General features: G+C 67.3%; 19 protein-coding genes and 3 pseudogenes. 10 read left to right on the top strand and 12 right to left on the bottom strand.

The features are described 5' to 3' along the window. Positions 1–22: 22 nt before the first annotated feature. A complete protein-coding gene (locus NA10_RS25135) occupies positions 23–1,447 on the top strand; it encodes a DUF349 domain-containing protein (protein ID WP_067572146.1) in 1,425 nt (474 codons plus the stop codon). A 595-nt stretch (positions 1,448–2,042) separates the two neighbouring features. Beyond that, complete coding sequence (locus tag NA10_RS25130; RefSeq protein WP_067572145.1) at positions 2,043–2,834, top strand: phosphatase; 792 nt, start codon at positions 2,043–2,045, stop codon at positions 2,832–2,834. Positions 2,835–3,002: 168 nt separating this feature from the next. On the opposite strand, the gene NA10_RS25125 is transcribed toward NA10_RS25130, so the two are convergent. Next, complete coding sequence (locus tag NA10_RS25125; protein WP_084515219.1) at positions 3,003–4,049, bottom strand: GlxA family transcriptional regulator; 1,047 nt, start codon at positions 4,047–4,049, stop codon at positions 3,003–3,005. A gap of 94 nt (positions 4,050–4,143) precedes the next feature. Here NA10_RS25125 and NA10_RS25120 point away from each other — a divergent pair. Continuing rightward, positions 4,144–5,547: pseudogene (locus NA10_RS25120) on the top strand (MFS transporter); the annotation flags it as partial. Between the two features lie 54 nt (positions 5,548–5,601). Here the strand turns inward: NA10_RS25120 and NA10_RS35945 are convergent. Further along, a complete protein-coding gene (locus tag NA10_RS35945; protein ID WP_084515222.1) occupies positions 5,602–6,183 on the bottom strand; it encodes an Rv2732c family membrane protein in 582 nt (193 codons plus the stop codon). A 631-nt stretch (positions 6,184–6,814) separates the two neighbouring features. Then, positions 6,815–8,380 carry a tRNA (N6-isopentenyl adenosine(37)-C2)-methylthiotransferase MiaB gene (miaB, locus tag NA10_RS25110; protein WP_084515218.1) on the bottom strand — a complete coding sequence of 522 codons (1,566 nt, stop codon included), beginning with the start codon at positions 8,378–8,380 and terminating at the stop codon, positions 6,815–6,817. Between the two features lie 220 nt (positions 8,381–8,600). Between miaB and NA10_RS25105 the strand changes: the two genes are divergently transcribed. The 4 genes from NA10_RS25105 to NA10_RS25090 all read left to right on the top strand — a co-directional run bounded on the left by NA10_RS25105 (position 8,601) and on the right by NA10_RS25090 (position 11,863). Further along, positions 8,601–9,329 carry an amino acid ABC transporter ATP-binding protein gene (locus tag NA10_RS25105; RefSeq protein WP_157556725.1) on the top strand — a complete coding sequence of 243 codons (729 nt, stop codon included), beginning with the start codon at positions 8,601–8,603 and terminating at the stop codon, positions 9,327–9,329. Between the two features lie 46 nt (positions 9,330–9,375). After that, positions 9,376–10,209 (top strand): glutamate ABC transporter substrate-binding protein, encoded by an 834-nt coding sequence (locus NA10_RS25100; RefSeq protein WP_067572136.1) that lies wholly within the window; start codon positions 9,376–9,378, stop codon positions 10,207–10,209. 86 nt (positions 10,210–10,295) lie between these two features. Beyond that, entirely contained in the window at positions 10,296–10,976 is a 681-nt protein-coding gene (locus tag NA10_RS25095; protein ID WP_067572134.1) for an amino acid ABC transporter permease, read from the top strand. Then, positions 10,973–11,863, top strand: a complete 891-nt coding sequence (locus tag NA10_RS25090; RefSeq protein ID WP_067572132.1) for an amino acid ABC transporter permease — start codon at positions 10,973–10,975, stop codon at positions 11,861–11,863. The genes NA10_RS25095 and NA10_RS25090 overlap by 4 nt, the downstream gene beginning before the upstream one ends. Positions 11,864–12,384: 521 nt before the next feature. Here the strand turns inward: NA10_RS25090 and NA10_RS25085 are convergent. From NA10_RS25085 to NA10_RS25070, 5 genes and pseudogenes are all read right to left on the bottom strand, one after another. Beyond that, complete coding sequence (locus NA10_RS25085; RefSeq protein WP_067572130.1) at positions 12,385–12,711, bottom strand: hypothetical protein; 327 nt, start codon at positions 12,709–12,711, stop codon at positions 12,385–12,387. A gap of 48 nt (positions 12,712–12,759) precedes the next feature. After that, a pseudogene (locus tag NA10_RS39585) lies at positions 12,760–13,179 on the bottom strand (regulatory protein RecX); the annotation flags it as partial. Positions 13,180–13,356: 177 nt separating this feature from the next. Continuing rightward, a pseudogene (locus NA10_RS38855) lies at positions 13,357–13,821 on the bottom strand (regulatory protein RecX); the annotation flags it as partial. Positions 13,822–14,795: 974 nt separating this feature from the next. Beyond that, a complete protein-coding gene (gene recA, locus NA10_RS25075; RefSeq protein ID WP_067572126.1) occupies positions 14,796–15,836 on the bottom strand; it encodes a recombinase RecA in 1,041 nt (346 codons plus the stop codon). Between the two features lie 182 nt (positions 15,837–16,018). After that, positions 16,019–17,041: an Lrp/AsnC family transcriptional regulator gene (locus NA10_RS25070; protein WP_067572123.1), complete on the bottom strand. Its 1,023-nt coding sequence runs from the start codon at positions 17,039–17,041 to the stop codon at positions 16,019–16,021. Between the two features lie 98 nt (positions 17,042–17,139). On the opposite strand from NA10_RS25070, the gene NA10_RS25065 reads away from it, so the two are divergent. Then, positions 17,140–18,546: an MFS transporter gene (locus NA10_RS25065; RefSeq protein WP_067572121.1), complete on the top strand. Its 1,407-nt coding sequence runs from the start codon at positions 17,140–17,142 to the stop codon at positions 18,544–18,546. A gap of 476 nt (positions 18,547–19,022) precedes the next feature. Here the strand turns inward: NA10_RS25065 and NA10_RS25060 are convergent, their stop codons facing one another. Together NA10_RS25060 and NA10_RS25055 are read right to left on the bottom strand one after the other, a co-directional pair. Next, positions 19,023–19,475, bottom strand: a complete 453-nt coding sequence (locus NA10_RS25060; RefSeq protein WP_067572119.1) for a nuclear transport factor 2 family protein — start codon at positions 19,473–19,475, stop codon at positions 19,023–19,025. 207 nt (positions 19,476–19,682) lie between these two features. Next, positions 19,683–19,958 carry a VOC family protein gene (locus NA10_RS25055; RefSeq protein ID WP_067572117.1) on the bottom strand — a complete coding sequence of 92 codons (276 nt, stop codon included), beginning with the start codon at positions 19,956–19,958 and terminating at the stop codon, positions 19,683–19,685. 154 nt (positions 19,959–20,112) lie between these two features. Here NA10_RS25055 and NA10_RS25050 point away from each other — a divergent pair, with 154 nt between their 5' ends. Further along, on the top strand, positions 20,113–20,637 hold the full coding sequence (locus NA10_RS25050) for a CGNR zinc finger domain-containing protein (protein WP_067572115.1): 525 nt from the start codon (positions 20,113–20,115) through the stop codon (positions 20,635–20,637). A 21-nt stretch (positions 20,638–20,658) separates the two neighbouring features. Here the strand turns inward: NA10_RS25050 and NA10_RS25045 are convergent, their stop codons facing one another. Further along, on the bottom strand, positions 20,659–20,850 hold the full coding sequence (locus NA10_RS25045; RefSeq protein WP_067572113.1) for a DUF3046 domain-containing protein: 192 nt from the start codon (positions 20,848–20,850) through the stop codon (positions 20,659–20,661). 240 nt (positions 20,851–21,090) lie between these two features. Here NA10_RS25045 and NA10_RS39580 point away from each other — a divergent pair, with 240 nt between their 5' ends. Continuing rightward, positions 21,091–21,303, top strand: coding sequence for a proton-conducting transporter transmembrane domain-containing protein (locus NA10_RS39580; RefSeq protein ID WP_245677872.1), 213 nt, complete (start codon positions 21,091–21,093; stop codon positions 21,301–21,303). 73 nt (positions 21,304–21,376) lie between these two features. Here the strand turns inward: NA10_RS39580 and NA10_RS25035 are convergent, their stop codons facing one another. Beyond that, complete coding sequence (locus NA10_RS25035) at positions 21,377–22,537, bottom strand: glycosyltransferase (RefSeq protein ID WP_067572109.1); 1,161 nt, start codon at positions 22,535–22,537, stop codon at positions 21,377–21,379. Positions 22,538–22,548: the final 11 nt, after the last annotated feature.

Raw genomic sequence — 22,548 nt, 5'->3', positions numbered from 1 at the left:
CGCGCGGCAGGGACGAGGAGCAATGAGCGACAACAGCGGAAACGAGAAGGCGACCCAGTCGGAACCGACCTCGACGCCTCAGCCCGGCGCCGCCCAGCGTCCGTCTCCGGCCACCGCCGCCGGTCCCCGCCCGGGACCCGCACCGCGTAAACCGGAAGCCCCCAAGCCACATGCCGTCAAGCCCTCTCCCGGCCCGGCGACCCCGCACCCGCATCCCGTCGTGGTGCCGAGTGTGAGCGATCCCAGCCAGTGGGGACGAGTCGACGAGGACGGCACCGCCTGGGTCAAGACCACAGATGGCGAACGCGTCATCGGCTCCTGGCAGGCCGGGGACGCCGCCGAGGGCCTGGCCCACTTCGGCCGCCGCTTCGACGATCTGGCCACCGAGGTGGCCCTGCTCGAAGCCCGCCTCGCCGCCGGCACCGACGCCCGCAAGACCAAAACCGCCGCCACCGCGCTTGCCGAAACATTGCCCGAAGCCGCGGTCATCGGCGATATCGACGGGCTTGCCCAGCGCCTGCGGGCCATTATCGAACACTCCGACGAGGCGGCCGCGCACGCCAAGGAGGAGAAGGAACGCTCCCGGCACGAGCAAACCGAGCGCAAAGAAGCCTTGGCCGCCGAGGCCGAGCAGATCGCCGCCGATTCGACCCAGTGGAAGGTCGCGGGCGACCGACTGCGCGAAATCCTGGACGAGTGGAAGACGATTCGCGGCGTGGACCGCAAGGTCGACGATGCGCTGTGGCGTCGCTTCTCCAAGGCGCGCGAGGCGTTCAACCGCCGCCGCGGTGCGCACTTCGCCGAACTGGATCGCGAACGGGCATCGGCCAAGACCCGCAAGGAAGAACTCTGCGTGCGCGCCGAGGAACTGGCCGGATCCACCGATTGGGCGGGAACCGCCGCGGTCTTCCGCGACCTGCTCACCGAATGGAAAGCGGCCGGGCGCGCACCCCGTGAGGCCGACGAACAGCTGTGGAAGCGTTTCAAATCCGCCCAGGACGTGTTCTTCGCGGCCCGCAACTCCGCGGCCTCCGAACGCGATGCGGAGTTCGAGCAGAACGCGACCGCCAAGGAAGAACTGCTGCTGCATTACGAAAGCCTCAATCCCGAAACGAATCTCGACGCGGCCCGCGCGGCACTACGGGATCTGCAGGAGAAGTGGGACGCCATCGGCAAGGTCCCGCGCGAGCGCATCCACGATTTGGAGGCTCGCCTGCGGGCGGTCGAGAAGCGGGTGCGCGATGCGGTGGACGCGCAGTGGCGGCGCAGCGATCCCGAGGCGATGGCCCGGGCCGCGCAGTTCCGGGAGCGGGTTGCCCAGTTCGAGGAACAGGCCGCCAAGGCACAGGCCGCGGGGAAGACGCGGGATGCGGAGAAGGCGTTGGAGCAGGCCAAGCAGTGGCGTGAGTGGGCCGAAGCCGCCGAGGGTGCTGTCAGTCAGCGCTGACAGTCGGTAGAGACAAAGACAAAAAGACGCCAGGACGAGAAGAAGCAAGACAAACCCTCATCTGGTCGTGCGATCACCAGGAGCCTGTGGCGCGGATTCAGCCGAATACCCGCCATCGATTCCTGGTGATCGACTGTTCAGCCCTGGAGTACCCGTTCGTCGGACTCAGCCGCGCCAACGCAACCAATCCCATCGCCAGGGCCGCCCGATACGTCCAGTTCCGGGGGCGTGCATGTAATGGCGCTGGTAAACGTCGAGTGACCCCCTGCGTGAGTGCATGCACATCGGAGCGCCCTGCCGGTCGGTAGGGTGGAGGGTTACGCGCCGGGTGCTAACGGTCGAATGTGGGTGCTGGACACGCGCACTCGGGTGCGGTCACTGCGGCGCTGCGGCTGAAGCTGACGCGTCGTTGGGGCGCTGCGGCTGACGCTGGGTGCGCGTTGGGGCCGGGGTGGCTGAGGCTGACGCGGGCGTTAGGGCGGGGTGGCTGACGCTGGCGTTAGGGCCGGGGTGGCTGAGGCTGGCGTGCGCGTTGGGGCGGGTGGATTGCGCTGGGGGGCAAGGGGTACGGGGTGGGGCGTGGTTAGTGTGGGGTATGGGACCTACGCGGGAGCAGGTTGTCGCGCATTTGATCGCGACGGGGATGGCGGGGCAGGTGGCTACGCCGCGCGAGAACAATTTGGATCATTATCAGCGGTTGGCCTATCGGGATCCGGACTATATGTTCGGGTTGAATCCGGGGCGGGAGTGGGATCAGGACGCGATTCTGGCGCTGATGGCGCGGAAGGTGGGGGTGGATCCGCGCGCGAGTTTTCGGTACGGGGCGGACACCATTGATCCGGAATTGACGGTGGCGGCGCTGGATCGGTACGCGGCGCGGTTCGACAAGGCGTTGCGGGAGAAGCAGCGGGTGTTGTTCGCCACCGGGCATCCTCGGACGCTGGCTCGGCTTTATCAGCGGTTGGCGGCGGCGCTGGTCGAAGCCGGTGGGACCGGGCTCGAGGCGGGAGCGGGCTCGGGGTATGACGGGTATACGCGGCGCGGCTGGCAGCAGCTCGAGGTCGGCTTCTCGCTCGGGGTGGCGACGCTCGGGGATGCGGGCGGGGCGGTGCACACGCATTCGGATCGGCCGATTCGGCTGGTGCTGGCGGCGCTGGAGAAGGCGGGTGAGGGAATGCCGGATCTCGTTGTCGCGGACCATGGTTGGTGCGGGGGCGCGGCGTTCGCGGGGGTCGACGCCATCGGTTTCGCCGACTGCAATGATCCGGCGCTGTTCGTCGGCGAGGAGGAAGGCACGGTCGCTGTCGCGGTGCCCCTGGATGACGGGATAGATCCCGAACGGTACGACCTGCTCGGCGAATACATTCTCGGCAGCGGACTAGCGTAGGCGCACAACGGCTTCGGCGGAGCCACGCTCCCCTCGATACGGCGCGCCCCCGATACACACGATGCCCGTCGGTTCCGCCCCGCCGGGTAGCGCGGGTAATTGCCTTCGGCCGCAGGCTCTTATGATCGGCGTCGAAGAGCGCTGCGGCCTGTAGCGATAGTCCGGTTGTCAGTGGGTGATCACCTCGTGACGGGTGCTGCGGTGGGAGCGGCGGTATTCGCTCGGGGACAGACCCACTTCGCGGCCGAAGTGGGTGCGGAGGTTGGCGGCGGTGCCGAGGCCGCAGCGGTCGGCCACCATGTCGACCGGTAAGTCGGTGGCTTCCAAGAGTTCTCGGGCGCGGATGACGCGTTGGGTGAGGAGCCATTGCAGCGGGGTGCCGCCGAGTTCGGCGTGGAAGCGGCGGGCCAGGGTGCGTTCACTGGTGTTGGCGTGCCGGGCCAGGTCGGCGACGGTGAGTGGTTGGTCCAGGCGGTGGATGGCCCACTGCAGGGTGGCGGACAGACCGGAGTCGGCGGGGTAGGTGGGGACGGGGGATTCCAGGTATTGGGCTTGGCCGCCCGCTCGGTGCGGGGGGACGACCAGATAGCGGGCGGCGGCATTCGCCGCGCCGGCGCCCAGATCCTTGCGAATCAGGTGGATGCACAGGTCCATTCCGGCCATGGTGCCCGCGCTGGTGAGGATGCGGCCGTCGTCGATGTACAGGACGGTGGGGTCGATTTCCAAGTGCGGGAAGCGTTCTCGCATCGCGGTGATATGCCGCCAGTGCGTGGTCATGCGGCGGCCGTCCAGCAGGCCCGCCTCGGCGAGCACGAACGCGCCGGTGCACAGCGAGGCAATGCGGGCACCGGCCTCGTAGGCGGCGCGGACCGCGGCCACCAGGTCGGCGGGCGGGGCTCGGTGCACGCTCGGGGTGGACGGGACGATCACCGTATCAGCCCGGATCAGATCGTCGTAGTCGTGAGCGGTCAAGGCCACGAAGGGATCTCGCAGTTCGGCCGTATCGGCACCGCGGGGACCGCAGAGCTGGAAGCGATACCAGGTATCCGGGTCGACACCCAGCGGAGGCTCGTAGAACACCTGGTATGGAATCGCGACCTCGAAGATCGGCATACCCGGAGCCACCGCGACCGCGATGGTCCCGGCCGAGGTGGGCGTTTCGAGCGGTGCGGCGGTGTCGCGGCGCTCGGATGCTGCGGGGTGGTACGGCTCCATATTTTCACGCTAACCCCGGTCTTGTCAGAAATCTAGCGCATCATGGCATTTCTGCCACTGGTTAGGTGAATGTCTACGTCAGATAGTCGAACTCATGACTATGACGACGGAAAACGAAGCAGGTCAGCGGCTCGAGGCCGCACCGGACGGGCGGCGATGGCGGGTGCTGGCGATTGCCGGGGTCGCCCAGTATCTGGCCATACTCGATCTCTTCGCGGTCACGGTCGCCTTTCCGACGCTGCGGGAGTCGTTCGACAGTTCCACGAGCGCGGTGTCCTGGACGTTGAACGCGTACACGATCGTCATGGCGGCGCTGCTGGTGCCAGCGGGGCGGCTGGCCGACGACACCGGGCGCAAGCGCGGCTTCCTCATCGGCATAGCGCTTTTCGGGCTGGCGTCGATCGCCTGCGGGGCCGCGCCGAATCTGACGGTCTTGGTCATCGCCCGCATCGCGCAGGCGGTGGCGGCGGCGCTGCTGGTGCCGACCGGGCTCGGGCTGGTGCTGCCGAGCTTTCCACGGCGGGAGCACGCGACCGTCATGGGCATCTGGACGGCGATCGCGGCGGCGGGCGCGGCCAGTGGGCCGGTGCTGGGCGGATTGCTGTTGCAGGCCGGGTGGCGGTGGATCTTCTTTCTGAATGTGCCGTTCACGGTCGCGGCGTTCGCACTGGGTCTCCGGGTGCTGCCGGATATCGCTCCGGGTGTGCGGCGGCGGCTGGATCCCCTTGGCGCACTGTTGATTCTGGGTGCGACGGCAGGCTTCACCACCGTCTTCGTCCAGGCCGCGGAATGGGGTTATACGGGACCGGCGACGCTCGGCATGCTGGCGGTTTCCCTGGCGCTCGCGGTGTGGTTCGGCTGGCATATCGGGCATCACCCGGATCCGGTGGTGAGCCCGGTGGTGCTGCGGCACAAGCTGTTCCGCACCGCGACGCTCGGAGTGTTCTGCTACTACCTGGCTTTCGCGGCCATGATCCTGGAGATCACGCTGTTCCTCACCGAACGCCTGCACTACTCGGTACTGGCCGCCAGCCTCGGAGTCGCACCGCTGCCGATCAGTTGCCTTCTCATGTCACCGTTCTCGGGCCGGTTCGTCGCCCGATTCGGTGCCCGCACTTCGGCCGCGCTGGGCGGGGCCTGTCTGGCGGTCGGCTGCGCGTGGTGGATGCTGGCCAGTGGATTCACCGACTCCTACGTGGTGATCATCCTGCCCGGCGGCATCCTGGCCGGTGCCAGTACGGCGTTGTTGCAGCCGCCACTGTTCGGATCGGCCGCACTGCTGCCCGCCGACCAAACCTCGCTGGGCTCAGGCACTCTCATGATGGCGAGGCAGACGAGCTCGGCCCTCGGCGTGGCCGTCCTGACCGCCATCCTCGGCGCGGGCACGCATCACACCCTGGGCGAATACCGCGCGGGCTGGCTCTTCATGACGATCGCCGGCATAGCGGCCATGTTCGCCGGACTGGCCTACCGCCCCGATCGCGTGCGGGTCTGGACCGACGAGAAGAGCCCGGCCGCAATGGAATTGCGGCCGGGCTCTGTCGGTAGCGGGTTACTTGTCGCCGAACAGGCGGCGATGGTCGCGTTCCTCGGCCTCGGCGGCGGCGATGCGACGCTGCTCCTCGGCGGCCAGGTGCACCGAGGTGCGGCTCCAGACCACGCGGATCCAGTGGAAGGTCAGCACCATGATCGCGATGGTGGACAGGATCAGGCCGATACCCGGGCCCGCGCCATGGTAATTGCCCAGGCCGGGGGTGTTGCGATGCCAGATCGAGAAGACGCCGAACACGCTGCCGACGGCCGATCCGGCGACCGCGATCCAGGCCAGCACCCAGCGCCGGGTGGTCAGCGCGAGCAGTGAGAAGCCGATGCCGAAGACCACCACGAACCATTCGAACACCCGCGAGGGCAGTCCGATGTGCTCGGTCCGCGCGGCAGCGTCGTACAGGATCACATCGAATCCGCGCGCCTTGCCCGCATGCGGCAGCACCAGCGAGAACAGCAGCGCGAAGACCGCACCGGCGACCACCAGGGCGCGCACACCCGGATCGATCTCACCCGCGATCTTGCGCTCGACGGCCTCCAGATCGGCCCGGAACTGCTCGAAGTCCTGACTGTCCTCGGCCGACTTCATCTTCTCCTCATTCGCCTCGGGCACGCCAGCACGCGCCGAATCTGATTGTGCGGCCGGATCTTCCGGATGCGCCTCCGGCACACCACCGCGCACCGAACTTGATCGTGGGGCCGCCCCGCCCGGCGCGGACTCCGCGCCGCCCTGCCCACCCGCGACGGTCTCGCCGTCCACCGGCGTGCCGCGCGTCTCGTGGCCCGAATCCGCCCGCTCAGCACCCTCGGACCCGCCGCCCGTCGCTGCGGGATCTGGAACAGGGTCGCGGGGATCGCGGGCATCGTCGGGGCCGGTCGGCTGCTGCTCGGTCATTTGTGGTGATCCTGAGTCATGCGGGAGTGGTGTCGCCCCATCATGCACCGCCCCGATTTCCGACTACTACGCGGTGTCGGATCAGAGCCGTGCCGGACCCGCTCACGGCAGGAAACGCGCTCCGCCGCCGCCCCGCGCAGCGACCCATCCGACAGTATGGATTGTGCTCGCGCCGCGGAAACCGGGGTCGGGCGCGGCCGAGCACCGACGGGTGGAGCGGCCGTCGCGCGCCGCAAGTGACCCATCCGAATGCCGCCTGGACTGTGCTCACGCATCACGGAAAGCGGGGTCGTGCACGGCCGAGCACCGACGGGCCGATGCGCCGTCACGCGCTGCATTCGGTGCCGCAGCCCGCGGCGGCGGTCTCGACGACGAGGGGTTTGCCGATGCTCGGCAGGCCGAGGCCGACGCCGATGGGCGCGGTCTTGGGGGTGATGCCGCGTTCGTGGGCATCGCCCGCGCGGGTGCGGCGGTGGGATTGGATGGGCGCGTCGGCGATGAGGTGGTGCGGAGCCGCTTCGGTGACCGCGACGGTGACAATGTCCCCGGGGCGGATCTCGGAGCCGGGCGGGAGATCGGCGGGCGGGCGGAAGTGCACCAGGCGGCCGTCCCGGGCGCGGCCGCTCATGCGGGCGGTGGCGGCGTTCTTCTTGCCCGCGCCCTCGGCGACCAGGAGTTCGACGGTGGTGCCGATGAGTTCCTGATTGGCCTCGAGCGAGACCTGCTCCTGGAGCGCGATGAGGCGCATATAGCGCTCCTGCACCACTTCCTTGGGCAGCTGATCGGGCATCTCCGCGGCGGGCGTGCCGGGGCGGATGGAGTACTGGAAGGTGAAGGCACTGGTGAAGCGCGCCTGCCGGACCACATCCAGGGTGGCCTGGAAATCCTCTTCGGTCTCCCCCGGGAAGCCGACGATGATGTCGGTGGTGATGGCCGCGTGCGGCATGGCCGCGCGCACCTTCTCGATGATGCCGAGAAACTTGGTGCTCCGGTACGACCGCTTCATGGCCTTGAGCACGCGATCCGAACCCGATTGCAGCGGCATATGCAGCTGCGGGCAGACGTTCGGCGTCTCGGCCATGGCCACGATGACGTCATCGGTGAACTCCGCGGGATGCGGGGAGGTGAAGCGCACGCGCTCCAGGCCCTCGATGGCACCGCAGGCGCGCAGCAGCTTCGCGAAGGCTCCGCGATCGCGCTCCTCGGAGGGATCGGCGAAGGAGACGCCGTACGCGTTGACGTTCTGCCCGAGCAGCGTCACCTCCATGACGCCCTGGTCGACCAGCGCCTGCACCTCGGCGAGCACATCACCGGGCCGCCGATCGACCTCTTTACCGCGCAGCGACGGCACAATGCAGAACGTGCAGGTGTTGTTGCAGCCCACCGAGATCGACACCCATCCGGCGTACGCGGATTCGCGCTTGGCGGGCAGCGTGGACGGGAACGCCTCCAGCGATTCGATGATCTCGACCTGGGCTTCGGCATTGTGGCGGGCCCGCTCCAGCAGCACCGGCAGCGCTCCGATGTTGTGGGTGCCGAACACCACATCCACGTACGGCGCCTTCTTGACCACGGTGTCGCGGTCCTTCTGCGCCAGGCAGCCGCCCACGGCGATCTGCATCCCGGGCCGCTCGGCCTTGATGGGCGCGAGGTGGCTGAGCGTGCCGTACAGCTTGTTGTCGGCGTTCTCGCGCACCGCGCAGGTATTGAAGACGACCAGGTCGGCGGTGTCACCGGTGCCGGCCTTCACATAACCGGCGTCTTCGAGCAGGCCCGAAAGTCGTTCGGAGTCGTGCACATTCATCTGGCAGCCGTAGGTGCGCACCTCATAGGTGCGCACATCTTGCTCGGCTACCGCGCCACGTGCTGAAATCTGCCCCAACGAATTCACCCAATCAGGGTAATGGCTGGGCTCTCGGGCCCATAAACCCCGTCCCGTCGCGGTGACCTGCGTCTCCGCGATCACTGCGGCGTCAATCCCGGGTTACAGGAGCATGTCGAGTGGAGGCACAGTACCGGTGCTGGGACCAAAGACGAGCATTTCGGGCACAGTCCCTCTAAGGTCACAGGTCATGACCGACGCGCCTGTATCCATCAGCAAGTCCGCGCCGATGATCTCGATGCGGAGTGTGGACAAGCACTTCGGCTCGCTGCACGTGCTGCGTGACATCAATCTCGAAGTGCCCACCGGGCAGGTCGTGATCGTGGTGGGACCATCCGGCTCCGGCAAGTCGACCCTGTGCCGCACCATCAATCGGCTGGAGACCATCGACTCCGGGGAAATCGCCATCGACGGGGTGAACCTGCCCGATGAGGGCAAGGCCCTGGCCAAACTGCGCGCCGATGTGGGGATGGTGTTCCAGTCCTTCAATCTGTTCGCGCACAAGACGATTGTCGAGAACGTCATGCTCGCGCCGGTGAAGGTGCGCGGCACCGACAAGACGCGGGCGCGGGCGCACGCCATGGAATTGCTCGAACGAGTCGGTATCGCCGATCAGGCGGACAAGTATCCGGCGCAGTTGTCCGGTGGGCAGCAGCAGCGGGTGGCGATCGCCCGCGCGCTGGCTATGAATCCGAAGGTGATGCTCTTCGACGAGCCCACCTCCGCACTCGACCCGGAGATGGTCTCCGAGGTGCTCGAGGTGATGGTGCAGCTGGCCAAGGACGGTATGACGATGGTCGTGGTCACGCACGAGATGGGCTTCGCGCGCCGCGCGGGCAATCGCGTGCTGTTCATGGCCGATGGGCAGATCGTCGAGGACACCGACCCGGACGCCTTCTTCACCGCACCCAAATCCGATCGCGCCAAGGATTTCCTGGGCAAGATCCTGAGCCACTGATCCATTCGCTACAGAGCCTGATTTCCCTACACGAGAAGGACTCCCGATGCGTTTCAACAAAGTTCTCCAGGTCGCGGCCGGGGCACTCGCCCTGGCCGTCGTCGCCACCGGATGCGGTGGGGGCAGCGACAAGTCGGCCGGTGACAATGCGGCCAGCGGCAAGCTCACCGTCGGCATCAAGTACGACCAGCCGGGTCTGGGCCTGCACAACAAGGACGGCTCGTTCAGCGGTTTCGATGTGGATGTGGCCAAGTACATCGGCACGAAGCTGGGCGTGAAGCCGGAGAACATCACCTTCAAGGAAGCGCCGTCGGCGCAGCGCGAAACGCTCATCCAGAACGGGCAGGTCGATTTCATCGCCGCGACCTACTCGATCACCGATAAGCGCAAGGAGAAGATCGATTTCGCGGGCCCGTACTACCTCACCGGGCAGTCGCTGCTGGTGCGTTCGGACAATACCGATATCACCGGTGTGGAATCGCTCAACGGCAATAAGAAGCTGTGCTCGGTGAAGGGTTCGACCCCGGCGCAGAACATCAAGGACAAGTACGCCAAGGATGTGCAACTGCAGGAGTACGACACGTACTCGCTGTGCGTCGAGGCGCTCAAGTCCGGTTCCGTGGACGCGCTGACCACCGATGACATCATTCTGCGCGGTTACGCGGCGCAGTCGCCGGGCGCGCTGAAGGTGGTCGGCAAGCCGTTCACCACCGAGAAGTACGGCATCGGCGTCAAGAAGGGCGACACCGAGATCCGCAACAAGATCAATGACGCCATCGAGGCCATGATCGCGGACGGCTCCTGGAAGGCGGCGCTCGAAAAGAACTTCGCCGGAACCGGTTTCGAGGCGCCCGCGCCGCCGCAGGTGGACCGGTACTGAGTTGAGCCGACGTGCCGGGCGGTGAATCCGCCCGGCACGCTTTGTATTTCGCTGAGAAGTACTGTGAACGGAGGGACGCGCGCGCCGTGTTCAACTTGATCTCGGACTACCACACCCAGCTGCTGGACTCGTTCTGGGTGACCATCAAACTGACGCTGTACTCGGCGGTGCTGGCGCTGGTTCTGGGCACGATCGTGGCCGGAATGCGGGTCGCACCGGTACCGGTCGCGCGGTGGCTCGGCACGGCGTACGTCAATATCTTCCGCAATACCCCACTCACGCTGATCGTCATCTTCTGCTCGATCGGGTTGTACTCGACCCTCGGCGTCAAACTCGCCGCCGCGGGCACGAATGACATCGCGGAGAACAACTTTCGCTACGCGGTACTCGGATTGGGTGTCTACACGGCGGCTTTCGTCTGCGAATCACTGCGCTCGGGCATCAATACGGTGCCGCTGGGGCAGTCCGAGGCGGGCCGCTCGCTCGGGCTGACCTTTATGCAGAATCTGCGACTCGTGGTGCTGCCGCAGGCTTTTCGCGCCACCATCGGCCCGCTCGGCAGTGTGTTCATCGCGCTGACCAAGAACTCCACCGTCGCCTCGGTGATCGGTGTCGGGGAAGCCGCGCTGCTGATGGACACCATGAACGAGAACGAGGCCATGCCACTGGCCATCGGCGCGATCTTCGCGCTCGGCTTCGTGCTGCTGACCCTGCCCACCGGCCTGCTCTTCGGCTGGCTGGCCAAACGATATGAGGTTGCGCGATGAGCTCGGCATCGGTTCTGTACGACGCTCCGGGGCCCCGCGCGCGGCTGCGGTATCGGATCTACTCGGGCGTGGTCGTCGTCGTCGCGGCGGCGGTGCTGTGGTTCATCTACCGCGCGCTCAGCGATAAGGGGCAGTTCGAGGCCGCGAAGTGGAAGCCGTTCCTGGAAGGGGACATCTGGTCCACCTATCTGCTGCCGGGTCTGCGCGGGACCATCGAGGCGGCGGTGCTGTCGATTGTCTTCGCCCTGATCATCGGCATGGTGTTCGGCATTCTGCGAATGTCCGATCATCGCAGTGTGCGGATCTTCGCCGGGACGGTCGTGGAGATCGCGCGCGCCATTCCGGTGCTGATCCTGATGATCTTCCTGTTCGCGGTGTTCTCGCAGAACAATGTGTTCCCCTCGGATCAGCTGGCGCTGGCCGCCGTGGTGATCGCGCTGACCATCTACAACGGCTCGGTCATCGCCGAGATCGTGCGCTCGGGTATTCGCTCGCTGCCGCGCGGGCAATCCGAGGCGGCGGTCGCGCTGGGCCTGCGCAAGAACCAGGTCATGCGCATCGTGCTGCTGCCGCAGGCGATCACCGCCATGCTGCCCGCCCTGGTCTCGCAAATGGTTGTGGCACTGAAGGATTCAGCCCTCGGCTACCAGATCACCTACGTGGAGGTGGTGCGCGCCGGTAAACAGCTCGGCGCGGCCGAACAGAACACCATCCCCGCACTGCTGGTGATCGCGGCCATCATGATCACCCTCAACTACACCCTGAGCGTGGTCGCCACCCGCCTCGAACGCTGGCTCCGCACCCGCAAACGCGGTTCCCGCGCAGCCCTTCCCGCCAACGCCCTCAACGCGGCGCCCGGGATGGATCTCACCGGCAACCGCCCCTGATTCTCTCGTTCGGCCCGGGTGAGTTGCTGGCCCGGGCCGAACGGCGTCCGGAACGAGGGCATTCTCAGCGCATATCGCGCCCGTTCCCGCGATCCTTGCCTCGAGGATCGCCGAACTCCCCGGTCTCGGGCCGCCTCCGCATTGTTCCGGCGGGCCATCGAATTCCTACTTCAGGCCAATGTCCGCCGAGCCTCGGACAGCAGACCGCCCGAACTCGCATACTGGCCTACATGACCGAAGCGGACAGCGCCCGAAGACAATTCCGCCTGGGCCTGCTCTTGCTCGCCTGCGCCACCCCCTTGGCCGCCCTCTGTACAGCCTTGGTCGCCGCCGTCGGCGCGGTCATGCTCGCAGAGGCCCGCGCCCGCCGCAGCCAGCCGGCTCCAGCCCCGGCAGGCTCCCGAACCTCATCTCCCCGCCTGGCAACTCCCCGCCCGGCTCCGCGCGCCGACACCCGCCGCCCCCGTCGCGGCCCCCGTCACCACGGCCGAATTCCGCACTGACACAGCGGCGCAGCGCATTCAAACCGTCGCGGCGAGGTCGAATGCCTGCGCGAATTCGTCGCCCCAATCCATGGCATGATCGCGCTCGAATGCCCGGAAAAGGCGTTCCCGCACCGGTTCACACCGCAGCCACGCGGTCGTCGCGGCGTCTGAACCCCGGTGATACACCGTGTCGATCACCAGCTCCGCGAGATGCCGATCGGCGGCCCGTCCCGCGTTCGACTCCCAAACCCGTAGGAACCGAGCAGATTCGATGTGTGCCGCCGCGATTCCGCGCAGGAATTCGGCCGCGCTGGTGAACGCTCCCATCGGGGAGGGGAATTCGGCCAGCAGTCGCACCCACACCGCATCGAGATACTCCTCGATGGGACTGCCCCGGGACCAAACCCACCACTACCGATCAAACTCAGCAGCGGCAATCTCAGCTTTAACGATCGAATACGCATCCGACTGGTTGTACCCCCGACGAGCAAGCATCCCCACCAACCGAGTAATCACCTTCTGCCGATCCAGATTCGAAGGAAAGCTTCGAAGCTTGCGACGAACCAGCTCAGCGGCCGGATCGGACTCAGCTTCCTCGGACTCGTCGAGCGACTCTCCCGATGGCCCGGCAGCAGCGGAGCCGGAGAAGCGCGGCGCAGGCTTGGCCGCGGCGGTGAAACCACCGGCATCCACCTCGGGCGAGACGATCGCGAAGGCGGTTGACGAGTTGTACCCGCGCCTGGCGAGCATGCCCACCAACCGGATGATCGCCTTCTGGCGGTCCAGGGTCGAGGGGAAGGTGCGGAGCTTACGACGGACGAGTTCCCTCGCGGCGTCCACGTCGGGCTCGGTGAACTCGGCTGCGGCGGAATTCGATTCGCCCGCGGTGGGATCGAAATGCGGGGAACCGGAGCCTGCGGCATTGCGACCGTTGTCGACTACGTCGTCGGCGGAGGTCCCGCGCTCGGGCGGGCGATGTCGCGGCGGGTCCGGGAGATCGACCGACTTCAAGGCGGTCGCCACCACCCCGAACGCGGTGCCGGGGTCATAGCCTTTGCGGGCGAGCAGAGACACCAGGCGGCGGGTTGCCTTGTCGCGGTCCATGGTTGGCGGCAGCGAGCCGAGTGTCTGGCGGACCAGCTCTTCGGCGCGAGAGGACTCGGCCTCGGGTGTGAGGGCGGCCAGGGCCTCGTCGGCGTGCTGCTGGGAGATGCCTTTGCGGCGGAGCTCCTCGGCCAGCACCTTCTTGCCCTTGCCGGAGTATGTATGGCGGGAGTAAACCCACTGCTGAGCGAAGGCGGCGTCATTGATGAGACCGACCTCGGTGAGGCGGTTCAGGACTCGATCCGCCACCTCGGTGCTGTATCCTTTGGCGGCCAAACGATCCGCGAGTTCGGCGCGGCTGCGATCGCGGTCGGTGAGCAGGCGCAGGCAGATTTCCTTGGCCTGGGCATCTTTACCACCGCCGGGCAGCGGTTCGACCGGACCATATCCGTAGCGCCGACTACGTCGCCCACCCCGGGCACCACCGGACTCGCGGGAATCCCCTTCACCCGCACCGTTCGCCGCAGCCCCTTCCTCGCCCCGCCGCCGAGACCGGCGGCCCCGTCGCCTCTCCCCCGGTTCGCCATTGTCGGCGGTCGCCCTCTCGCCCCAGGGATCGGAGCGGCGGGCACGACGTCCACCGCCCGAATCGTCATCAGCGGCAGCTGTCCTGCCACCGCGATGATCGACATCGGCGGAGGCAGCAGTCCTGTCATGTCGAGGATCGGCGCGGCGGGTGGGCGGCCGCCGGACATCAGCCGATTCGTCATCACCTGCGGCAGCGGTCTTGCCATCCCGATTGTCGAAATCGGCGGGGACAGTGGCCCTGTCGCGCCGAGAATCGGAGTGGGAGGCGGGGTCGCGATAGTGGCTGTCCAAGTCCGCTTGCCCGGGATCAGCGGAATCCGCAGAGGGTGCCGACCTCTTCGAAGCTGCCGTGCGACGGCGCGGCTCAGGTCCCTCGGTGGATTGATCGTCGTCGTCCGTCGCCGGCCCGGGCTGCTCGCTCCGGCGGGGGCGGGTGACACCAGGTTGGCGGCGTTCCACCCAGAGCTGGGCATCGGAATCCGTCGCGGATTCGGCCCAGCGGGAGGGGGAATCCGTGCTCGACTCCAACCATGTGGTGGAGTCGGAGTCCGCGCCCGAATTGGTCCAGCGGGTCGGGGCCGCCTTGGAGCCGGAGTCGTCCCACGAGCTCGGGGAATCCCATACGCCGCCTTGGGATCCCGATCTACCCGAACCGCCTCGCGAGCCGCCGCGCTTGGAAGCGGAACGTCTGCTGCGGGATTCGAGGGCGTCGAGTTGGCGGCGGAGGCGCTCCACCGCGTCGAGGCGGGAGTCCTCGGGCCCCGGCCGGGTGGGCCGGGGCTCGGGGTCGGGGTCGGACCTGTCGGTCATCCGGATCAGAAGTCGGCGGGAGCCTCGGCGTCGGCGGCGGTGACATCCGCACCGATGCCGAGCTTCTCCTTGATCTTCTTCTCGATCTCGTCCCGCACATCGGTGTTCTCGAGCAGGAACTTACGGGCGTTCTCCTTGCCCTGGCCGAGTTGATCGCCCTCGTAGGTGTACCAGGAGCCGGACTTGCGGATGAAGCCGTGCTCGACACCCATATCGATGATCGAGCCCTCCTTGGAGATGCCGACACCGTAGAGAATGTCGAACTCGGCCTGCTTGAACGGCGGGCTGACCTTGTTCTTGACGACCTTCACACGGGTGCGGTTACCGACCGCGTCGGTGCCGTCCTTCAGCGTTTCGATACGGCGCACATCCAGTCGGACCGAGGCGTAGAACTTCAGCGCCTTACCACCTGTGGTGGTCTCGGGCGAGCCGAACATGACGCCGATCTTCTCGCGCAGCTGGTTGATGAAGATGGCGGTGGTGCCCGAGTTGTTCAGCGCGCCCGTCATCTTGCGCAGCGCCTGGCTCATCAGGCGGGCCTGCAGGCCGACGTGGCTGTCACCCATTTCGCCTTCGATTTCCGCGCGCGGCACCAGGGCGGCGACGGAGTCGATGACGATGATGTCGATGGCGCCGGAGCGCACCAGCATATCGGCGATTTCCAGGGCCTGCTCACCGGTGTCGGGCTGCGAGACCAGCAGTGCGTCGGTGTCGACACCCAGCTTGCGGGCATATTCCGGATCGAGCGCGTGCTCGGCGTCGATGAAGGCGGCGACGCCGCCGAGGGCCTGGGCATTGGCGACCGCGTGCAGGGCGACGGTGGTCTTACCGGACGATTCCGGACCGTAGATCTCGACGACGCGGCCACGCGGCAGACCGCCGATGCCGAGGGCGACGTCCAGTGCGATGGAACCCGTCGGAATCACCGAAATGGGCTGGCGCACCTCCTCGCCGAGGCGCATGACCGCGCCCTTGCCGAAGCCCTTCTCGATCTGGGCCAACGCCAGTTCGAGCGCCTTGTCGCGGTCAAAAGGCTGTGGTGCCATCCTCTGGTTCCCCTTTTCGACGGGTTGTCTCGTGCTGTGGTTGGCGCTCACGTTAGAGGGAGCCACCGACAAGTTCCGAGGCCGAGCTTAAACGAACAGATGTTCGAGGCAAACACCACACCCGCCGACACGCGGGACAGAAATTTTCCGGACCGCGAACCGACCCGCGACCGTAATACAGGTCAGCGGACCAGTGTGATCCGCCCGCCATCCATCAGCACCTGCGCCTGTTTGAACAGCCGCAGCGCGGACGTCACCTCCACATCGGTGATTCCGTCCAGCGCACCCAGCCGCTCGGTGACGAAGCGATACAGGTGCGCGGTGTCGCGACAGACCAGCGCGGCCGTCATGCTGGTCGGCCCGGTGGTGGCCGCGACGTAGGTGACCTCCGGACAGGTGGCCAGCGCCGCACCCACCGCCGCGAGATCGGCGGGCCGCACGCGCAGCCAAATCGCCGCGCGCACAGTGACTCCCATGTGTTCGAGCGCGAAATCCAGATCGAAGTACAACACCCCGGATTCGAGCAGTTCGGCCATGCGGCGCGCCACTCGCGGCGCACTCCAGCCCGTAGCCGTCGCGAGTTGCGCGTAGGGCGCGCGACCGTCCCGCGCCAGGATGGACAGCATGAGCTCATCCTCGGGCGTCAGCGCGACGGGCGCGTCCTGGACCGCCGTGTCCTTCACCGGGCGGCCGGGGCCGAGCGCGCGCAACTGTTCGGCGGTGAGCATTCGGCTGTAGCGCGGCCAGTCCTCGTCCAGCGGGAAATGATGCATGACCTCGTGCGCTATCAGTTCGGTCACCTGCGGGGTGCTCGGAATCAGTTTGAGCAGCAAGGCATCTCGCCGCTCCGCGGTGCGCGCACGGCTCACGCACATCACCTCCGAACCGGACGAGAGCAGTGAGACCCAACTGAGTTCGGGCAGTCGCGCGAGCGCCTCCGCGAGGCGGAACGCGCCGCTGGGAGTGGAGCGAATACGCAGAATCCACCGCGCGTGCCCGAGCGGGACGACATTGATCTGCCCGGAGATGTGCAGTACACCGCGCTGCCGCATCGCACGATAGCGCCGCGCCACGGTCTGCTCCGAAACATCAAGAATGGCAGCGAGTTTCGCGAAGGGGATGCGGGCATCCACGACGAGCCCGTGCACGATTCGCCTGTCGAGGTCATCGAGAATGGAGGATTCTCCAGGAAATTCGATACCCATAGGTGGAATCTAACGGAAACCTCGCTGCGAGTGTGCAGAAAGCGACGCAGGTCGCACGCTGAACGTCGAAATCGTTCACTCTTCTCGGAGGTCTCCCCGTGCGGAAATGGCTCCCCCTGTTCGCCGCGTGCCTGGGCACGCTGATGCTCCTCATAGACGTCACCATCGTCAATGTCGCGCTGCCGGCTATCGCCGCTGATCTCGATTCGGGTCTGTCGGGCCTGCAATGGATCGTCGACGGCTACGCCTTGGCACTGGCCGCGCTATTGCTGGTAGTCGGCTCGCTCGCCGACCGACTCGGTGCGAAGCCCGTCTACCTGACCGGTCTGATCGTCTTCGCGATCTCCTCGCTGATCTGCGGAATGGCCGGAGACACCGGCGTTCTCGTGTTCGCGCGAGTTCTGCAGGGCATCGGCGGCGCGGCCATGTTCGCGACCACGTTGTCGCTGCTGCACGCCACCTATACCGGCCGCGATCGTGGTATCGCGTTCGGCGCGTGGGGCGCGGTGAGCGGTGCGGCCGCCGCGCTCGGCGTGGTGCTGGGCGGCGTACTGACCGATCTGCTGTCCTGGCGGTGGATATTCTTCGTCAACCTGCCGGTCGCCGCGGTGACCATCGCGCTGTCGGCGGTGGCTTTCCCCGCCTCACAACGACATTCGGGTCACCGGGCGGATCTGCCGGGTATGGCTACCTTCACCGTGGCGGCGACCGGCGTGACATTCGGCATCATCCGAGGCGGTGAACACGGCTGGACCGATGCCGCAGCCGTGGTCGCCATGGTGATCGGCGCTGTCGCCGCCGCACTGTTCGCGATCGCCGAAAATCGCAGTGCCGCACCCATGTTCCCGCTTCCGCTGCTGCGCAATCGCACCTTCGCGGGCACGCTCCTCGGTGCATCCGGCCAAACCTTCGCCGCCTTCGCCGCCTCACCACTCATCTCGCTGTGGTTGCAGCAGGCGCTCCATATGAGTCCGCTCCGCACCGGCCTGGCTATGCTGCCGATGGCGGGCGCGGCCTTCCTGGTCGCCGGTGCGACGGGCCGCTTCCTGCATGATGCCTCGCCCGCGTGGACGATCGGCTTCGGCCTGGTGATCATCGGGGTCGGCGCGGGCCTGCTGACCCTCGTCGACACCGGATCCTCCTGGACCGCTTTGATGCCCGGCCTGGTGGTGATCGGGGCGGGCGTGGGCGTGAATGCTCCCGCCCTGGTGTCGACTGCCATGGCCGCGGTGCCACCCCACCAGGGAGGCACGGCCGCCGGTGCGGTGAATACCGCCCGCCAACTGGGCTTGGCACTGGGAGTCGCGGTGCTGGGCACCGTCTTTCGCGGCACAGCGGGCGAAGGGCATCCACTCCCGCTGGCGCACTTCGCGGATGGGCTCGACACCGCCTTCACGGTCGCATGCGTCGTCGGCGTGGCCTTCGGCGCGCTGTCCTTCGCCCTGTTCCACCGGGCGCGGGCACAAGTCACGCCGATATCCGCGCAACCCGCGCTGGTCGATTGAGCTGACACGCCCGGGTCTGAGCAATGGATGCTCCGCCACTGTCCTGACCACGCCATTGCTCTTCGCCTCGCGTGCGGATCGAGGTGGTGTGGTTGGGGCAGGTGGTGCTGGCACTACCGTGATGAGTGGTGCGGGCAGGCTGCCGCGCGGGCGGGAGATCGCCGAGTATTGGTGAGGCCGAGGCAATTCCGCTTCGGCGCTCACCCGCCCCACTGGCCATCGCGGCACTGCCCGCCGCGATGGCCGAGCGGGACAGGGGCTTTCGATGCGGCCGGGAAATCGGCCGCGGTGATCAGACCTCTTTCAGATGTGCCCAGTCACCGGGGCCCACACTCGCGGTGTGATGGCCGCGAAGACCAGGTTCACGAATGCGCGCCCGGCCGCGGCATCGTGGCGCTGGAGGTTGGCTACCAGGCTCGGGGGCTTCTGCTCGTGTCGGGAGGGCTGTGGCGAATCGAGGTTCAGGTGTCCGCGGCTTATTCGAGGGGCAGGTCCCAGTTGGCGTCTTCGGGGGTGCGGGGGCCGAAGATGCGGCGGTCGGATTGCTGGATGGGGGTGTCGTTGATGCTGGCTTCGCGGCGGGACATCAGGCCCTCGGGGGTGAATTCCCAGAGTTCGTTGCCGTAGCTGCGCCACCATTGACCGGATTCGTCATGCCATTCGTATTGGAAGCGGACCGCGATGTGGTTGTCGTGAAAGCTCCAGAGTTGTTTGCGCAGGGCGTAGCCGTTCTCGGTGGACCATTTGCGCTTCAGGAAGTCCACGATTTCGGTGCGGCCGGTCATGAATTCGTCGCGATTGCGCCAGCGGGAATCCTCGGTGTACGCCTGTGCGACCTTCTCGGGATCGCGGGTGTTCCAGGCGTTTTCGGCGGCGCGGACCTTCAGCTTGGCCGATTCCAGGTCGAAGGGAGGCAGTGGGGGTCGCATGGAGAGAGCCTTTCAGGGGTTGACGGGTGAGAGTTCGGGGGCGCTCCAGCGCAGCGGGATCGTGCCGGAGATGTGCATCACCTCGGTGATTCGGCCTGACCGAGCCGATGCTGCGCGGCCAGTTCACCGGGGTGATAGGCGATGGTCATGGTGCGCCCTCACCGTGCGCCACCACGCCGTCGTGCGCGAACACCACGCGGAGTTCCTTCATACCGACTCCACCTCGCGGACCTGGTCGATGGTATCGACCTGACAGGAAAGGTGTTGCAGGCCGGGCGTTTTCGCCGAGAACTCACCGTCGCGCCGCTGCCACGGCGTCACCTGTAGCTTGCCGTCGGCCCCGAGGAAGTCGAAGCGGTGATCGCCCTCACCGCCGACGCCGAGCTGCTCGAAGCCGAGTGCGCGGCGACAGAAGTCGACCGAGCGGCCGAGGTCGGTGACATTGAGGCCGATATGGCCGGTGGCGAGCGCGGGTGCGGTCACTGGCGAACCCTCCGGAAGATATAACTAGCTTTGATGGTTTGACTAGTTAGAAACTAGGGCTACGGCAATCCTGCTGTCAACCCCCATAATGGTTAACACCGGTTAGGGAGGAGGTGTTCCGGCAATGACCGACCCTGGGCAGTTACCCTCAGGCGTGTCCGTTCCACGCCCCCACCTCGGTGAACCACTCGCGCTGGACCTGCTCAACACCCGCTGGATCGACGCGCAGGGACCACGGGATCTCCTGACGGACATCACCGGATTGCGGCAGTGGCTGGCCGAGAACACTCTCACCGGCGAGGCGAGCGAAACCATGCTGCACGCCGTCGTCATCGCTCGCGAGGCGATTCTGCGCACGGTCCGCGGTGAATCCGCCGACGAGTTGAACGGGGTGCTCGAACACGGGCGCATCCGCCGCACCCTCACCCCCGACGGGCCGGTCGCCGAACCCGATGTCCGGCAGGCCGAATGGCTCCCCGCCTGGCTGGCGGCCGACAATCTGCTGGATCTACTGACCGCGACGCCCGATCGGATCAAACAGTGCGCGCACCCCAACTGCGTGCTCTGGTTCCACGACACCTCGAAGAACGGCGCCCGCCGCTGGCATTCGATGGCGACCTGCGGCAATCGCGCCAAGGCGACCCGGCACTACGCCAAGAAGACGCACCCGGACGAGTAGTCCGTCACCCGCGAGAACCGCTCACCACCGGGTACGCGGAACGTCGAACTCCGAGCACAGCGCCCGCCACACATCGCGCGGATCGATCCCCGCGTCGATGGCCTGGGCACCCGTCGTCCCGATCCGCGGCAGCACATGATCGGTGAGCAGGGCATCACCACGCGCGGTACCGAATTCGGTATGCAACAGCTCCTGGAACTCCGTCAATCGCACGGCCGCGAGCCTACGCCACGGCCCCCACCCGGCGCGCACCCCTGCGCTCTGCGCGCACACTCCCGTCCGAGTGTGACCGCGCGGTCCGGGCTGAATCCGCTGGAGCCCCGGTGGTGTGGATCCCGGCCGAAAACATGCCGGGATGACGTGGCTGCCGGGTGTTGCCGGTGTGTTGGGCTAGCGTCTGGCGGGTTTGGCGTCGTGCGCCTGCGGGGTGGCGGCCTCGAGTTCGCCGCCCGCGTGGGTGGGCGGAGGTCCGCGTGCACGAGCGGAGGTCCGCGTGCGCTGGCCGCGGCCGTGGCGATCGGTGCGATCACGCTGCTCTACGGCGCGATCATCGGTTACGCCGAGGACGACATCAAGAAAGCCCTGGCCGCATCGACCATGAGCCAGATCGGGCACCGCGCCCAGGGCCACGGCCACGGCCAGGGCCAGGGCCATCGAGACGAATAGCGCGAGCGGAGGTCTGCGCGCGGAAGCTGGAGGTCCGTGTGCGCGAGCGGACGTCTGCGGGAGGGAGCGGGGTCTATGGGTGGGCGGCGTCGCGGATGTCGTGGCAGATCTGGACCGGGTCCGAGACGACCGCCGCTGCGGACGCGGCGGATTGGGCCGCCGCGGTGTAGGCCGGGTCGTCGAGGATTTGTTTGACCGCGTCCCGGACGGCCTCGGGGGTGAGGGGGCGCACCAGGATCGAACTGCCTTGGCGGACCGCGCGATTCGCGAGTTCCCACTGGTCGCCGCCGCCGGGGATGGTGACCACGGGGACGCCCGCGAGCAGGGATTTGGCGAGCAGGCCGTGGCCGCCGCCACCGATCACGACCGCGGCGTGGCGCAGCAGTTCGTCCTGACGGCCCAATCCGGCGGTGGCCCAGGAGGGCAGGGCGGCGGGCGGGGTGTCGAGGGTGGAGACGGCGACTCGGACACCGGAGCCTTCGAGGGCTTCCAGGACGGTGTCGACCATTCCCGCGATACCGGTGTGTGCGGTGGAGGGCGCGACCATGACCAGCGGTTCGTCGCCGGGCGGCAGGTCCAGGATCTGGTCGGTGGGTTCCCACAGCAGCGGTCCGACCAGGTGCGCGTTCTCCGGCCAGTCCGGGCGCGGCACCTCGAGCGCGGGCAGGGTGGCGATCAATCGCGCCGCCGGACCCGGATCCTCTTCCGGCAGACCGATACTCGCGCGCGCCGCACCGCGCTGGGATTCACCGCGCCGAATATCGCGCGCGGTGAACGTGCGCAGCACCGAATCCCGGGCGCGCCCGCGCATCCCCTCCCCCGGCGCGAGCCCACTTCCGATGGGCGGCAACCCCTTCGACGGCAGGTAGAGCGGATGCGGGGACAACTCCACCCACGGCAATCCGAGCCGTTCGGCCGCCATACCGCCGCCCGCGGTGAGCACATCGGACACCACCAGTTCGGGCAGCATGGCGCTCAACTCGGGCATGATCTCGGTCGAAATGAATGCTGCCCGTTGATGGATGCGCGCTCCGGCGTCCGCATCGTCGTCCTCGGCGCGCGGGGCCAACCCCTTCAGCCGCCGCACCCCGATGCCCGCTTCCCGCGCCGCGTCGAACCAGCGCGGACTGGTGAACAGCACCGGATCATCCCCCGCCGCCAGCATTCGCAGGCACAGGGCGATCGCCGGAAAGGCATGTCCCGGATCAGGCCCGGCCACCACCGCTACTCGCACACGCGTAGCTT

This window comes from Nocardia acidivorans NBRC 108247, assembly GCF_001625085.1.
Taxonomy (GTDB): Bacteria; Actinomycetota; Actinomycetes; order Mycobacteriales; family Mycobacteriaceae; genus Nocardia; species Nocardia acidivorans.
The sequence above is the reverse complement of the archived record's forward strand: the minus strand, read 5'-3'. Positions and strand labels throughout refer to the sequence as shown.